The organism is Streptomyces griseofuscus (genome assembly GCF_014673495.1).
Lineage (GTDB): Bacteria > Actinomycetota > Actinomycetes > Streptomycetales > Streptomycetaceae > Streptomyces > Streptomyces murinus.
Genome location: NZ_CP051006.1, coordinates 5,721,429 through 5,734,130, shown reverse-complemented (window position 1 = coordinate 5,734,130; position 12,702 = coordinate 5,721,429). Strand labels below are relative to the sequence as shown.

The window sequence follows — 12,702 nt, the reverse complement described above, 5'->3', positions numbered from 1 at the left end:
CGTAGTCGGTGGGGCGCCGGTGAGTTGTGGTGTTCACGCCCCCGGGAAGCCCGGCGGCATATCATCGATCGATGATCTTCATCGTCGTCAAGTTCCCCGTGAAGCCCGAGCACACCGAGGCGTGGCCGCAGCACGTCGAGGCCTTCACCCGGGCCACCCGCGCCGAACCCGGCAATCTGTGGTTCGAGTGGTCCCGCAGTCTGGAGGACCCCGACACCTACGTCCTCGTCGAGGCCTTCCGGGACGGCACCGGCGAGGCGCACGTCCAGTCCGACCACTTCCGCGCCGGCCTCGAAGCGATGCGCCCGCTGCTGCGCCGCACCCCCGACATCGTCAGCACCACCATCGAGGGAGCGGACGGCTGGAACGCGATGGGCGAGCTCTCCATCGGCTGACGCGGGCCCTAGCGGGGCGGTAGCGCCGGAGGTGTCTTGGCGGGTGCCGCCTCCAGCGCTTCCAGTGCCAGCCAGACCGCCTCGTCCAGTTGCGGGTCCGCGCCCCGCGCCCAGTCCTGGGGGCGCTGTACGACCTCCACGTCCGGGTCGACGCCGTGGTTCTCCATGGCCCAGCCGGGGCCCTCCAGCCACATGGCGTACTTGGGCTGGGTGACCAGGGTGCCGTCGACCAGGCGGTAGCGGCTGTCGATGCCGATGACGCCGCCCCAGGTGCGGGTGCCGACGACCGGGCCGATACCGAGGGCCTTGATGGCGGCGTTGACGATGTCGCCGTCGGAGCCGGAGAACTCGTTGGCGACGGCGACGACGGGGCCGCGCGGGGCGTGCCGGGGGTAGCTGAAGGCGCTGCGGCCGCGGGGCATGTCCCAGCCGACGATGCGGCGGGCCAGTATCTCCACGACGAGCTGGGAGGTGTGGCCGCCGCGGTTCTCCCGGACGTCCACGATCAGGCCCTCGCGGGCGACCTCGACGCGCAGATCCCGGTGGATCTGGGCCCAGCCGGGGGCCTGCATGTCGGGGACGTGCAGATAGCCGAGGCGGCCGCCGGAGCTCTCGTGGACGTGGGCGCGGCGATCCGCGACCCAGGCGTGGTAGCGCAGGGGTTCCTCGTCGGCGAGCGGCACGACCACGACATGCCGGGGGTCGCCGCCGGCCGCGGGTGAGACGGTGAGTTCGACGGTCCGGCCGGCCGTGCCGATGAGCAGGGGGCCGGGTCCGGTCACCGGGTCGACGGGGTGGCCGGCGACGGCGAGGATCGCGTCCCCGGGGCGGACGGCGACACCGGGTGCGGCGAGCGGGCTGCGGGCCCCTGGGTCGGAGGTCTCCGAGGGCAGGATGCGGTCGATACGCCAACCGCCGTCCTCGTGCCGGGAGATGTCGGCGCCGAGCAGACCTTGGCGGGGGCCGTGGCCGTGGCCGCCGCGCGGGATGACATAGGCGTGCGAGGTGCCGAGTTCGCCGTGCACCTCCCACAGCAGGTCCACCAGGTCGTCATGGGTGGCGAGGCGGTCCAGGACCGGGCGGTAGCGGTCGAGGACGCCGTCCCAGTCGACGCCGCCGAGGTCGGGGCGCCAGAAGTTGTCGCGCATGAGGCGGCCGGTCTCGTCGTACATCTGCCGCCACTCGGCGGCGGGGTCGACGGTCTGCCGGATGCGGCCGAGGTCCACGGTGATGTTGGAGTCGCTGTCCTCGTCGGCCGAGGCACGGCGGTCGCTGGGTACGACCTTGAGCTTGCCGTCGGTCCACAGCAGGACCCGCTTGCCGTCGCCGCTGACCTCGAAGTGGTCGGCGTCCGCGGCGAGATGCTCCAGGCGCTGCTGGGCGAGGTCGTAGCGCTCCAGCTCGGTGCTGGGGCCGGCCGCGTCGGGGGTGGCGCGGGTGGTGCCGAGGACGCCGTGCAGCGGGTGGCGCAGCCAGAGCACGCCGTCCTTGGCCGCGCGCAGATTGCCGTAGCGGGCGGACTCGACCGGGAAGGGCACGATGCGGTCGGCGAGCCCGTCCAGGTCGATCCGGGTGGAGGGGACGCCCTCGCTGTCGGGGGTCTCCTCCTTGTCGGAGGTCTCGAACGGGCGGCCGTGGCGCTGCGGTCCGAACGGGGAGGGGGTGGTCGCGGCGAGGGTGATCAGGTAGGGGCGGGTGCCGCCCACGAAGGCCAGGTCGAAGGCGTGTTCGTCGTAGACCGGGTCGAAGGAGCGGTTGGAGAGGAAGGCGAGGTGCTTGCCGTCGAGGGTGAAGGCGGGCGCGTGGTCCTGGAAGCGCAGCGGGGTGGCCTCGCTGACGGTCAGGTCGGTGGTGTGGGCGAGGCGCAGCTGGCTCAGCGGGCGGGGTCCGGGGTGGGTCCAGGCGAGCCAGGCGGAGTCGGGCGAGAAGGTGAGGTCGCAGACGTCGCCGTCCTCACCGCGGTCGACCTCGCGGACCTCGCCGGTCTCCCGTTCGACCAGGAGGAGCCGGCCGTCGTGGGCGGCGACGGCGGCGCGGCTGCCGTCGGGGGCCATGGCGAGTTCCAGGACCCGGCCGAGGCGTCCGGCGGCGAGCCTGCGCGGGGTGGCGCCGAGGGCGGGGCCGGTGGCGGGAGCGAACTCCAGGGCGTCCTCGCCCTCGGCGTCGGTGACCCAGACGACCCATTCCTCGCCGTCGGCGCGGAAGGTGCGGGGCAGCCGGGTGCGGACGCCGGGTGTGGCGGCGAGGGCGCGCACCGGGCCGGAGCGGTGGGTGACCCAGTGGACGGCGCCGCGCAGGCCGACGGCGCTGCCGCGGGCGGTGTGGTCGGGTGCGGCCGAGCCGAACCAGTGGGAGGTGCTCGCCTGGAAGGGCCGGAGGTCGACGCGGGGGCCGCCGAGGCGGATGTCCAGAGGGCGCGGGGCGCTGCCGTCGAGGTCGTCGAGGAGCCAGAGCCGGCCGGCGCTGGTGTAGACGACGCGGGTGCCGTCGGTGGCGGCGTGGCGGGCGTAGAAGCCGTCGATCGGGGTGTGCCGGCGCAGGTCGGTGGCGTCGGCGCGGGAGGAGTAGAGGGCGCCGGTGCCCTCGTGGTCGCAGAGGAAGGCGATACGGTCGCCGACCCACAGGGGGTACTCGATGTTGCCGTCGAGTTCCTGGTGCAGCCGGGTGAACTCGCCGTCCCCGTCGCGGTCGATCCACAGCTTGCCCGCGGTGCCGCCGCGGTAGCGCTTCCACCAGGCGGCCTCGCGGCCCATCGGGGCGGACAGCAGCACCGGGTGCGGGCCGTGGGCGACGTCGCCGACCGGACCGTACGGCAGGGTGGTGGCGGGGCCGCCGTCGAGGGGGACGGCACGGGCCCAGGTGCGGCGCAGGCTGGGCTGGCCGGTGGTGCTCAGCGCGAGGACCTGGCCCTCGGGGGTCCAGCCGCGGACCTGGGTCCGCCAACTGCCCCAGTGGGTGAGGCGTTTGGCCGGTCCGCCGTCGACGGGGGCGATGTGCACCTCGGGAGCGCCGTCGCGGGTGGAGGTCCAGGCGAGGGTGGTGCCGTCGGGCGAGATACGGGGGTGGTTCACCGGGATGTTGTCGGCACTGGCCCGCCAGGCGCGGCCCCCTTCGTGGGGGGCGAGCCACACGTCGTCCTCGGCGACGAATGTCACCAAGTCGCCGTGCAGGTGCGGGAATCGGAGGTAGCCGGAGGTTCCTGTCGAAGCGCCCTGAGTCACCCCGTCACCTTACGCAGCGCTCGCCGTCCGCGGGTCCCTTTTCGATCACTTGCCCGCCACGGGCAGGCAGTTGGGGTCGCTCTGGCACCAGAGGGTCCGGGTGACGGTGACCGTGACGGCGGGTTGCGCGCCGACGGGCGGATAGCTGGGCGGGCGGTACGTCGGTCCCGGCGCGGCCGAGCAGTCGCCGAGCCCGCTGACGTGGAACACCTGCCTGCCGCCGACCCTGGCCCGCAGATCGCCCCGCACACAGGCGCCGTCCACGGCCCGGGTCACCTCTCCGTTGACGGTGATCCGCCCGCGGTCCCTGGTCTCGCCCTGGCAGTCCACGGAGACGACCGCGCTCTGCCCCGGCGCGACCGTCGCCCCGGCGCTCCCGCCCTGATCACCCACGCAGTTGAGCCAGCTGACGTCCACGTCCGCCTGCTCCAGCCGCGCGCTCGCCATGGTCCCGGTGGTGTAGGCCACCCCGGCCGACCCGAGCACATCCGACTGGCACCCCACGACACCGACACCGGCCGCGACGGCGATCCCGACAACAGCGACCATCCGCGCCCGAACCCACAGGAATGCCCCCATGCACGGCAGAGTGCCACCAGGGGAGCACCGGGCGGAAGCCCGATCCCGAGCACTCACCCGTTCGGCGTGCCGGTTCCTTCGAAACGGCGTCCGCCGAGGGGCGGTTGCCGCTCCCTCAGCCCCGCAGCAGCAGCCACTCCTGAAGTTCCACCAGGTTGTCCTCGGGGTCCTTGAGGTGGGCGACGCGCATGCGGTCGGTCAGGGGGGTGGGGGGCTGGAGGAGGGCGGCGCCGCGGGCGGTGATCTCGGCGCAGTACGTGTCGAGGTCGTCGACGCGCAGGACGACCAGGGAGCGGTGGCCGTCGGCGGGGTCGGCGAGTTCGGGGAGGAGTTCGGCCATCATGGCGCGGTCCTGGAGGGCGATGCCCGCGGAGCCCGTGTGGGGGCTGAACTTCTCGTAGGGGCCCTCGGTCGCGCCGGACTGCGGCTTCAGGCCGAGGACATCGGCGTAGAAGTGGTAGCAGGCGGCGAAGTCGGTGACCAGAAGCCGTACTTGGGCGAGTTCCATGGGTCCCCCAGGGGAGTTCAGGACCAGCGGCCGGTGCGCCCCAGGAGGAGGGCCGCGGCCGCCGTACCGGCGGTGGATGTGCGCAACACGCTGGGTCCGAGGACGTACGCCTTCGCGCCCGCCTCCTCGAAGAGCGCCAACTCGTCCCGGGAGACGCCTCCTTCGGGGCCGACGACCAGCACGATCTCGCCCTCGGCGGGCAGTTCGGCGGTGGCCAGCGGCGCGCTGGTGTGCTCGAAGTCGGAGTGCAGCACCCCCGCGAAGTCGGCCCCGGCCAAAAGCGCCGCGACCTGCTTGGTGCTCGCCGCCTCCGCGACCTGTGGGAACCGCACCCGCCGGGACTGCTTCCCGGCCTCGCGCGCGGTCGCCCGCCATTTGCCGAGCGCCTTCAGCCCCCGCTCGCCCCGCCACTGCGTGATGCAGCGCGCGGCCTGCCACGGCACGATCGCGTCGACCCCGACCTCGGTCATCGTCTCGACGGCCAACTCCCCCCGGTCGCCCTTGGGAAGCGCCTGTACGACCGTGATCCGGGGCCGCGGCGCGGGCTCCTCGGACACCTCCGGCATCCGTACGACCAGCCGGTCCTTGCCCTCGCTGCCGAGCACCTCGCACACCGCGTAGCGCCCCGCGCCGTCGGTGAGCACGACCTCCTCGCCGGCCTCAAGACGCTTGACCGAGACCGCGTGCCGGCCCTCCGGGCCGTCCAGGACATAGCGGCCGCCGTCCGCGGCGAAGTCCGCCACGACGAACACAGGCGCGGTCATCGGGCACCCCCGTCGGCGAACGCCGCGCGTGCCTCGGCGAGTTCGGCCGCCAGCACCTCCACCAGTTGCCCGGCGGGCAGGTCCCGCGCCAGCCGGTGGCCCTGGCCCGCCCACAGCGCCATGCCCTGCGCGTCCCCGGCCTTCGCGGCGGCCTTGCGCAGCGGCGAGGTGAGGTGGTTGATCTCCGGGTACGCGGGGGGCGCGTACGGTCCGTGCTCGCGCAGGAAGCGGTTGACCAGCCCGCGGGCCGGCCGGCCGGTGAACGCGCGGGTCAACTCGGTGCGGACGAACAGGGGGTTGGTCAGCGCCTCCTTGTGCACGGCGGGCGCGCCGGACTCGGGGGTGGCGAGGAAGGCGGTGCCCAGCTGGGCCGCGCTCGCACCCGCCGCGAGGACCGCCGCGATCTGGGCGCCGCGCATGATCCCGCCGGCGGCGACGACGGGGATGTGCACCGCCTCACGGATCTGCGTGATCAGGGACAGCAGACCGAGGCCGGTGCCGTCGTTCTCCGGGACGTCCCGGTGCGTGCCCTGGTGGCCGCCCGCCTCCACCCCCTGGGCGATCACCGCGTCCGCCCCGGCCCGCTCCACCGCGACGGCCTCCTCGGCGGTGGTGGCGGTGACCAGCGTGAAGGTCCCGGCCCGCCGCAGCCGCTCCAGCGCCTCCCGGCTCGGCACCCCGAAGTGGAAGGAGACGACGGGCACCGGATCGTCCAGGAGCACCGCGAGCTTGGCGTCGTAGCCGTCGTCGCGGCCGCTGTCCGGATCGCCCAGCTCGGTCTCGTACCAGGCGGCCTCGCCCGCGAGCTGATGGGCGTAGACCTCGACCGCGCCGCTCTCCGCATACTCGGGCTGGGGCATGAACACATTCACGCCGAAGGGCCGGTCGGTGAGGCTCCGCAGCCGCTTGATCTCCTGGTACACCCCGTCGGCCGTCTTGTACCCGGCGGCCAGGAACCCGAGTCCGCCGGCCTCGGACACGGCGGCGGCGAGCTCGGGCCCGGAGACGCCGCCCGCCATGGGGGCCTGCACGATCGGGTGAGCAAGGAGATCGGTCAGTGCGGAGGACATGACCGCATGGTGTCACGTCCTTTGAACAAGTCCGAATCGGGTGTCACGATCGGCATATTCCACTACGTGCCCGGTCAGAGGCGGTGGCGGCCACCGGTCGAAGGTGTCGACGGCCTCCGGTCGGAGGCCGTCGCGACACCCGTCGCGGCCGGGCGGTCAGCGCCCGTTGAACGCGTCCTTCAGCCGCGAGAACAGCCCCTGCTGCCCCGGCTGGAACTGCCCCTGCGGACGCTCCTCACCGCGCAGCTTGGACAGCTCGCGCAGCAGCCGCTCCTGCTCGGCGTCGAGCTTCGTCGGCGTCTGCACCTCGACATGCACGATCAGGTCGCCCCGGCCGCCGCCCCGCAGATGCGTGACACCGCGGCCGTGCAGCGGGATCGACTGCCCGGACTGCGTCCCGGGCCGAATGTCGATCTCCTCCATGCCGTCCAGCGTCTCCAGCGGCACCTTGGTGCCGAGGGCCGCCGCGGTCATCGGGATGGTGACCGTGCAGTGCAGATCGTCGCCGCGGCGCTGGAACCGCGCGTGCGGCAGCTCGTGGATCTCGACGTACAGGTCGCCGGCCGGACCGCCGCCGGGGCCGACCTCGCCCTCACCGGCGAGCTGGATCCGGGTGCCGTTGTCGACACCGGCCGGGATCTTCACGGTCAGCGTGCGCCGCGAGCGGACCCGGCCGTCACCGGCGCACTCCGGGCAGGGCGTGGGGACCACGGTCCCGAAGCCCTGGCACTGGGGGCACGGCCGCGAGGTCATGACCTGGCCCAGGAAGGACCGGGTGACCTGCGAGACCTCACCGCGGCCGCGGCACATGTCACAGGTCTGCGCCGAGGTGCCCGGAGCCGCGCCCTCACCGTTGCAGGTGTTGCAGACGATCGCGGTGTCGACCTGGATCTCCTTGGTCGTCCCGAAGGCCGCCTCGTCCAGTTCCACCTCGATCCGGATCATCGCGTCCTGGCCGCGGCGGGTGCGCGAGCGCGGCCCGCGCTGCGACGCCGTGCCGAAGAACGCGTCCATGATGTCGGAGAAGTTGCCGAAGCCACCGGCCCCGAAGCCGCCCGCGCCGGCGCCGCCGGACTGCGAGAGGGGATCCCCGCCGAGGTCGTAGACCTGCTTCTTCTGCGGGTCCGACAGCACCTCGTAAGCGGCGTTGATCTCCTTGAACCGCTCCTGGGTCTTCGGATCGGGGTTGACGTCCGGGTGCAGCTCGCGTGCGAGCCGACGGAACGCCTTCTTGATCTCATCCTGCGACGCGTCGCGGCGCACGCCGAGAACGGCGTAGTAGTCCGTGGCCACTTACGACTCCGCCAGGATCTGTCCGACGTACCGTGCCACTGCGCGTACCGCTCCCATCGTTCCCGGGTAGTCCATGCGGGTCGGTCCGACCACGCCGAGCTTGGCAACCGCCTCGCCGCCCGAACCGTAGCCCACCGACACCACGGAGGTGGAGTTGAGTCCTTCATGGGCGATCTCGTGCCCGATGCGCACGGTCATGCCCGGATCCTTGGCCTCGCCGAGGAGTTTGAGGAGCACGACCTGCTCCTCAAGGGCCTCCAGGACGGGCCGGATCGTGAGGGGGAAATCATGTCCGAAGCGGGTGAGATTGGCGGTGCCGCCGATCATCAACCGCTCCTCGTTCTCCTCGACCAGTGTCTCCAGAAGGGTGGAGAGCACCGTGGAGACCGTACCGCGATCCTCGTGTTCGAAGGCGTCCGGCAGGTCCTCGACCAGCTGCGGCACATCCGCGAACCGGCGGCCCGCGACCCGGCTGTTGAGCCGGGCGCGCAGATCCGCGAGGGATGGCTCGCCGAAGGGCGCCGGGCAGTCGACCATCCGCTGCTCGACCCGGCCGGTGTCCGTGATCAGCACGAGCATCACGCGCGCCGGGGCGAGCGCGAGCAGTTCCACGTGCCGCACGGTGGACCGGGTCAGGGACGGGTACTGCACGACGGCGACCTGCCGGGTCAGCTGCGCGAGCAGCCGCACCGTGCGCGCCACGACGTCGTCCAGGTCGACCGCGCCGTCCAGGAAGTTCTGGATCGCGCGGCGCTCGGGCGCGGTCATCGGCTTGACGCCCGCGAGCTTGTCGACGAACAGCCGGTAGCCCTTGTCGGTGGGGATGCGCCCCGCGCTGGTGTGCGGCTGCGCGATGTATCCCTCGTCCTCCAGGGCCGACATGTCATTGCGGACGGTCGCCGGGGACACGCCGAGGTTGTGCCGCTCGGTCAGGGCCTTGGAGCCGACCGGCTCCTCGGTGCCGACATAGTCCTGGACGATGGCGCGCAGCACCTGAAGCCTGCGTTCACTCAGCATCGGCGCGCACCTCCAGCACGTCGTCCCCGCACTCGCGTGGTTCTCCCTCTTGTGTCCGTCTTGGCACTCTTCGCATGTGAGTGCCAGCGTTCCCCGGCCAGTGTACGGCCGTGGGGTACGCATCGGGCAAGGTCGGTGCCCTCGCGACCCCGGCTGCGGCTAGCGTCGCGGTATGACGGTGACTTGGGAAGAGCACGGATGGGAGCGGCTCGCCGCCGGGGTGGGGCGGTGCCGGCTGCCGGGCTGGGACTGCACGGCGGGGCTGGTCCTGGGCGCGGGCACGGCGCTGATGGTGGACGCCGGGTCGAGCCTCGCGGAGGGGGCTCGGCTGCGGTCCGCGGCGCAGGCGCTCGCCGGTGGACGTGTGACCCATCTCGCGCTGACCCATGTCCATTTCGACCATGTCTTCGGGGCGGCGGCCTTCGCGGGGGCCGCGGTGTACGCGGCGGTGGGGGCGGACGGGGTGTTCCGCCGCGGGCGGGACGAGCTGCGGCACGACGCCGTCCACCACGGGCTCCCGGCGGACGAGGCCGAGGAGGCGGCGCTGGCGCTGGTGCCGCCCCGGCAGCTGGTCTCCGGGGAGCGGACCCTGGACCTGGGCGGCGGCCGCCAGGCGCTGCTGGCCGACGTGGGCCCCGGGCACACCGCCCATGACCTGGTGGTGCTGGTGCCGGGCGACCCCGAGGTGGTGTTCTGCGGGGACCTGGTGGAGGAGTCCGGCGAGCCCCAGGCGGGCCCGGACGCCGTACCGTCGCGCTGGCCGGACGCGCTGGACCGGCTGCTGGCGCTGGGCGGCGAGGACGCGCTGTACGTGCCCGGTCACGGCGCGGTGGTCGACGCGGCCTTCGTACGACGTCAACGGGACGCGCTGGCCACGCGGTTCGGCGTGAACTGAGCCGCACCGGCGCCTGGATTCCGGCGTGTCGTGAGCGCCGACCCGCCGCTTCTCCTATCGTCATCCGAATGCGCCCACCCGTCTCCCACCACCGCCCTTCCAACGAGAGCCCTTCGGGCCCGCGCTCCCGCCGGTACTCCGCCGACCTGACCCCACCCTGGAAGAAGCCCCAGCCGGTACCCGAGGTACCCGCTGACCCGGGTCTGGTCGTGGAGGAGCCCGGCACCGGGTTCTGCGGGGCGGTGATCCGCTGCGAGGCGGGCACGGTGACGCTGGAGGACCGCTTCGGCAAGCACCGGGTGTTCCCGCTGGAGCCGCGCGGCTTCCTGCTGGAGGGCAGGGCGGTGACCCTCGTACGACCTGCCGCCGGACCCGCGCGCCCCGCCCGCACCGCCTCCGGTTCCGTCGCCGTCCCCGGCGCCCGCGCCCGGGTGGCCCGGGCCGGCCGCATCTACGTCGAGGGCCGGCACGACGCCGAGCTGGTCGAGAAGGTCTGGGGCGACGACCTGCGCATCGAGGGTGTCGTCGTGGAGTACCTGGAGGGCGTGGACCACCTCCCCTCGATCGTCACCGACTTCGCCCCGGGCCCCGACGCCCGCCTCGGCGTCCTCGTGGACCACCTCGTGCCGGGCTCGAAGGAGTTCCACATCGCGCGGTCGGTGACCAGCGACCACGCGCTGGTGGTGGGCCACCCCTACATCGACATCTGGGAAGCGGTGAAACCCGCCTCACTGGGCATCCCGGAGTGGCCCCGGGTACCACGCGGCCAGGACTGGAAGACCGGAGTGTGCCGCGCCCTGGGCTGGCCCTCGGACAACACCGGCGCGGTGTGGCAGGCCATCCTGAAACGCGTGCACTCCTACAAGGACCTGGAGCCGGAACTGCTGGGACGGGTGGAGGAGCTGATCGACTTCGTCACGGGTAGCGGTGGGGCCTGACGTTCTCGTAGACCGCGAACCGGCTGGTGTCCAGCTCGATGCCGACGGGCTCCAGCGGCGTGGAATCACCGAACGCGGTGATCCGCCGGCATCGGTAGTCGGCGTCCTCTCCGTGTCCCGTGGGCTCGGTGAACAGTACGCATTGGGCCATGACGGGGTCGACGATCAGGTACGCGGGCACTTGTGCGGCGGCGTAGATCGAACGCTTGATCAGGTAATCGCGGCACACGCTGGGCCGACACGTTCCCGTCGTGGATCGCACCCGAGCTCGGTGCGATGACGATGGTCCCCCGCAGCAACTCGGCCCCGGCACCCTCGGGCGGGCGCAGCCCCTGGAAGTACTCGACGATGATCCGATCTCTCACAGCCGCACCCTACGAAGTGAGCCGCTCACCGGCCGGGCTCCCGTAGGGGTTCACCCGGCCGGGTGATCAGTCCACCAGGTCCCGTACCACCGCGTCCGCCAGCAGGCGGCCGCGCAGGGTGAGGGTGGCGCGGCCCTCGGCGTACGGCGTCTGCTGGAGGAGGCCGTCGGACAGGGCGCGGCGGGAGGCGGCGAGGCCCGGTTCCTTCAACAGGGAGAGCGGGACGCCCTCGCGCAGCCGGAGTTCCAGCAGGATGCGCTCGACGCGGCGGTCCTCCGCGGACAGCAGCTCGCGGCCCGCGCCCGGGGAGCGGCCCGCAGCCAGGGCGGAGGCGTACGCGCCGGGGTGCTTCACGTTCCACCAGCGCACGCCGCCCACATGGGAGTGCGCGCCGGGGCCCGCGCCCCACCAGTCCGCGCCGCGCCAGTACAGCTCGTTGTGCAGACAGCGGCCCGCCTCGGAGGTGGCCCAGTTGGAGACCTCGTACCAGTCGAAGCCCGCCGCGGAGAGGGTCTCCTCGGCGATCAGATAGCGGTCGGCATGGACGTCGTCGTCGGTCATCGGGACCTCGCCCCGGCGGATCCGGCGCGCGAGCTGCGTGCCCTCCTCCACGATGAGGGCGTACGCGCTGACGTGGTCGGGTCCTGCGCCGATCGCCGCGTCGAGGGAGGCCCGCCAGTCGTCGTCGCTCTCGCCGGGGGTGCCGTAGATCAGGTCGAGGTTCACATGCGCGAAGCCCGCCGCACGGGCCTCCGCGACACACGCCTCCGGGCGGCCGGGGGTGTGGGTGCGGTCGAGGATCTTCAGCACATGCTGCCGCGCGCTCTGCATCCCGAAGGAGATCCGGTTGAAGCCGCCCGCGCGGAGGGTCGCGAGATAGGCCGGGTCGACCGACTCGGGGTTCGCCTCCGTGGTGACCTCGGCGTCCGGGGCGAGCCCGAACTCGTCACGGATCGCCGCCAGCATCCGTACGAGATCGTCGGCGGCCAGCAGCGTGGGCGTACCGCCGCCGACGAACACCGTGCGCACCGGCCGGGGATCGTCCCCGAGCACTTTGCGGGCCAGCCGGACCTCGTCGACCAGCGTCTCGGCGTAGTTGTCACGGGACGCCAGCACCCCGCCGGTGCCGCGCAGCTCGGTCGCGGTGTACGTGTTGAAGTCGCAGTACCCGCAGCGGGTCGCGCAGTACGGGACATGCAGATAGAAACCGAGCGGACGCTCCCCCGCCCCGTCGAGCGCGTGCGGGGGCAACGCGCCGTCGTCGGGTACGGGCTCACCGTCGGGGAGTGCGGAAGGCATAGGCCCATTGTCCAGCACCGCCGGGATTCCCCGGGCGCCGAGCACGGCGGGGGCGGGGGCGGGGGTAGCGCCTGGCCGCCGGAGAACGGCGGCGGCCGGGGCCCGACCGCCACGGGGCCCGGCCGCCCGGCACCGGGTAGGCCGGGCCCGGGGGCCCGGCGCCCTCGATGAGACAAAGACCCGGCAGCCCCGCCTCCTCCGGACCGCCCCGGCCCTGCCCGGCGGGCCGCAAGACCGGCGCCCGCCCGCCCGTCGACGCCCGCCACGACCGCCACCCGATCCGCCAGGCCCCGTCACGGCCGACACCCGATCCGCCGGCCCCTCTTCGTACCAACGCCCGCCGGACCCCGCCCGTAAC

11 protein-coding genes and 1 pseudogene are annotated in these 12,702 nt (G+C 73.1%); 3 read left to right on the top strand and 9 right to left on the bottom strand.

Features of this window, described 5'->3' with window-relative positions:
* Nucleotides 1–71: 71 nt before the first annotated feature.
* Nucleotides 72–395 (top strand): putative quinol monooxygenase, encoded by a 324-nt coding sequence (locus HEP81_RS26000; RefSeq protein WP_037655077.1) that lies wholly within the window; start codon nt 72–74, stop codon nt 393–395.
* An 8-nt stretch (nt 396–403) separates the two neighbouring features.
* Here HEP81_RS26000 and HEP81_RS25995 read toward each other — a convergent pair whose 3' ends face one another.
* From HEP81_RS25995 to hrcA, 7 genes are all read right to left on the bottom strand, one after another.
* Nucleotides 404–3,616, bottom strand: coding sequence for a S41 family peptidase (locus HEP81_RS25995; protein WP_037655075.1), 3,213 nt, complete (start codon nt 3,614–3,616; stop codon nt 404–406).
* A 45-nt stretch (nt 3,617–3,661) separates the two neighbouring features.
* The gene (locus HEP81_RS25990; protein WP_243279591.1) at nt 3,662–4,195 is read right to left on the bottom strand and encodes a hypothetical protein; all 534 of its coding nucleotides are present in this window, start codon (nt 4,193–4,195) and stop codon (nt 3,662–3,664) included.
* A gap of 115 nt (nt 4,196–4,310) precedes the next feature.
* Nucleotides 4,311–4,703 carry a VOC family protein gene (locus tag HEP81_RS25985; protein ID WP_037655071.1) on the bottom strand — a complete coding sequence of 131 codons (393 nt, stop codon included), beginning with the start codon at nt 4,701–4,703 and terminating at the stop codon, nt 4,311–4,313.
* Nucleotides 4,704–4,720: 17 nt separating this feature from the next.
* The gene (locus HEP81_RS25980) at nt 4,721–5,467 is read right to left on the bottom strand and encodes a 16S rRNA (uracil(1498)-N(3))-methyltransferase (RefSeq protein ID WP_037655068.1); all 747 of its coding nucleotides are present in this window, start codon (nt 5,465–5,467) and stop codon (nt 4,721–4,723) included.
* On the bottom strand, nt 5,464–6,537 hold the full coding sequence (locus tag HEP81_RS25975; protein ID WP_037655065.1) for a nitronate monooxygenase: 1,074 nt from the start codon (nt 6,535–6,537) through the stop codon (nt 5,464–5,466). The genes HEP81_RS25980 and HEP81_RS25975 overlap by 4 nt, the downstream gene beginning before the upstream one ends.
* Before the next feature lie 156 nt (nt 6,538–6,693).
* Nucleotides 6,694–7,830 carry a molecular chaperone DnaJ gene (dnaJ, locus tag HEP81_RS25970; RefSeq protein WP_037655064.1) on the bottom strand — a complete coding sequence of 379 codons (1,137 nt, stop codon included), beginning with the start codon at nt 7,828–7,830 and terminating at the stop codon, nt 6,694–6,696.
* Complete coding sequence (gene hrcA, locus HEP81_RS25965) at nt 7,831–8,847, bottom strand: heat-inducible transcriptional repressor HrcA (RefSeq protein WP_037655062.1); 1,017 nt, start codon at nt 8,845–8,847, stop codon at nt 7,831–7,833.
* Between the two features lie 172 nt (nt 8,848–9,019).
* Here hrcA and HEP81_RS25960 point away from each other — a divergent pair, with 172 nt between their 5' ends.
* On the top strand, nt 9,020–9,742 hold the full coding sequence (locus HEP81_RS25960; RefSeq protein ID WP_037655060.1) for an MBL fold metallo-hydrolase: 723 nt from the start codon (nt 9,020–9,022) through the stop codon (nt 9,740–9,742).
* Nucleotides 9,743–9,810: 68 nt separating this feature from the next.
* Entirely contained in the window at nt 9,811–10,680 is an 870-nt protein-coding gene (locus HEP81_RS25955; RefSeq protein ID WP_051850136.1) for a DUF3097 domain-containing protein, read from the top strand.
* Here the strand turns inward: HEP81_RS25955 and HEP81_RS42385 are convergent.
* Both HEP81_RS42385 and hemW read right to left on the bottom strand, forming a co-directional pair.
* Nucleotides 10,658–10,918 (bottom strand): annotated as a pseudogene (locus tag HEP81_RS42385) (Uma2 family endonuclease); the annotation flags it as partial. The gene HEP81_RS25955 and the pseudogene HEP81_RS42385 sit on opposite strands and share 23 nt — an antisense overlap.
* Before the next feature lie 193 nt (nt 10,919–11,111).
* On the bottom strand, nt 11,112–12,344 hold the full coding sequence (gene hemW / locus HEP81_RS25945; RefSeq protein ID WP_037655058.1) for a radical SAM family heme chaperone HemW: 1,233 nt from the start codon (nt 12,342–12,344) through the stop codon (nt 11,112–11,114).
* Nucleotides 12,345–12,702 lie beyond the last annotated feature (358 nt).

Excerpts from the sequence above, each read along its gene's own strand:
- hrcA (WP_037655062.1), bottom strand. The coding sequence starts at position 8,847 with ATGCTGAGTGAACGCAGGCTTCAGGTGCTGCGCGCCATCGTCCAGGAC.
- HEP81_RS25990 (WP_243279591.1), bottom strand. The coding sequence starts at position 4,195 with ATGGGGGCATTCCTGTGGGTTCGGGCGCGGATGGTCGCTGTTGTCGGG.
- HEP81_RS25955 (WP_051850136.1), top strand. The coding sequence starts at position 9,811 with ATGCGCCCACCCGTCTCCCACCACCGCCCTTCCAACGAGAGCCCTTCG.
- HEP81_RS26000 (WP_037655077.1), top strand. The coding sequence starts at position 72 with ATGATCTTCATCGTCGTCAAGTTCCCCGTGAAGCCCGAGCACACCGAG.
- HEP81_RS25980 (WP_037655068.1), bottom strand. The coding sequence starts at position 5,467 with ATGACCGCGCCTGTGTTCGTCGTGGCGGACTTCGCCGCGGACGGCGGC.
- hemW (WP_037655058.1), bottom strand. The coding sequence starts at position 12,344 with ATGCCTTCCGCACTCCCCGACGGTGAGCCCGTACCCGACGACGGCGCG.
- HEP81_RS25975 (WP_037655065.1), bottom strand. The coding sequence starts at position 6,537 with ATGTCCTCCGCACTGACCGATCTCCTTGCTCACCCGATCGTGCAGGCC.
- HEP81_RS25985 (WP_037655071.1), bottom strand. The coding sequence starts at position 4,703 with ATGGAACTCGCCCAAGTACGGCTTCTGGTCACCGACTTCGCCGCCTGC.
- HEP81_RS25960 (WP_037655060.1), top strand. The coding sequence starts at position 9,020 with ATGACGGTGACTTGGGAAGAGCACGGATGGGAGCGGCTCGCCGCCGGG.